We start from the raw sequence: 1243 nt of genomic DNA, 5'->3' as shown, positions 1-1243 counted from the left end.
GACGGCGGCAACGGCGGGCCCGCCTGGGGTGCGCCCGATTCCAGCCATCACCACGCACCCGCGCCCCGCAGGCGCGCGGGCGGCCTGATCACCGCGATCATCGTCGGCGCGCTGGTCGCGGGCGGCGTTGGCGGCGGGATCGGCTACTGGGCGGCGGAGAGCAACGACGGAGGCTCGACGGGCTCGACGACGGTCTCGGCGGGCGAGGCCCCGAAGGTCAGCGACCGCGCCTCGGGCACGGTCGCCGCAGTGGCGGCCAAGGCGCTGCCGAGCGTCGTCACGCTTGAAGCCAAGAGCGGCGACGGCTCGGGCGACACGGGCACCGGCTTCATCTACGACAAACAGGGTCACATCCTGACCAACAACCACGTGGTGGCCTCGGCCGCCAACGGCGCCGCGATCACAGCGACCTTCTCCAACGGCAAGCAGTACGACGCCGAGGTCGTCGGCCGCGCCGAGGGGTACGACGTCGCCGTCATCAAACTGAAGAACGCGCCGTCAGGACTGACTCCGCTGGCCATCGGCAACTCGGACCAGGTCGCGGTCGGTGACTCGACGATCGCGATCGGCGCGCCGTTCGGCCTGTCCAACACCGTCACGACGGGCATCATCAGCGCCAAGAACCGCCCGGTCGCCTCCGGTGACGAGACGGGCAGCAGCAACTCGTACATGAGCGCCCTGCAGACGGACGCGTCCATCAACCCGGGCAACTCCGGTGGCCCGCTGCTGGATTCGCGCGGCGCCGTGATCGGCATGAACTCCGCGATCCAGCCGTCGGGCGGCGGCAACGGCCAGTCGCAGGCGGGCTCCATCGGCCTCGGCTTCGCCATCCCGATCAACCAGGCGTCGACCGTCGCGAAGCAGCTCATCAAGACCGGCCAGCCGGTCTACCCGGTCATCGGCGCCACGGTCTCGATGGGCGACGAGAGCCAGGCCGGCACCGAGGGCGGCGACGGCGCGCAGATCACCACCCAGGGTGAGGGCGGTACGCCGGCGGTCACCCCGGACGGCCCGGCGGCGAAGGCCGGACTCAAGGCGGGCGACGTCATCACCAAGTTCAACGACACGGCGATCGACAGCGGCCCGACCCTGATCGGCGAGATCTGGACACACAAGCCGGGCGACAAGGTGAACATCACCTACAAGCGCGACGGCAAGCAGTCGACCGTCCAACTGACCCTGGGCGAGCGCAAGGGCGACAGCTGACGGGCAGCTGACGGGTCGTACCCGAAGCAGCGCGAGG

The 1243-nt window shown here is 70.5% G+C and carries 1 protein-coding gene; it reads left to right on the top strand.

Features of this window, described 5'->3' with window-relative positions:
* Positions 1-1206, top strand: a 1206-nt coding sequence (locus HY68_RS10210; RefSeq protein WP_041995610.1) for a trypsin-like peptidase domain-containing protein, incomplete at its 5' end; no start/stop codon positions are given.
* Positions 1207-1243: the final 37 nt, after the last annotated feature.

Source organism: Streptomyces sp. AcH 505 (genome assembly GCF_000818175.1).
Lineage (GTDB): Bacteria > Actinomycetota > Actinomycetes > Streptomycetales > Streptomycetaceae > Streptomyces.
Note: the sequence above shows the minus strand (reverse complement) of the source record. Positions and strands in the feature narration are given on the sequence as shown.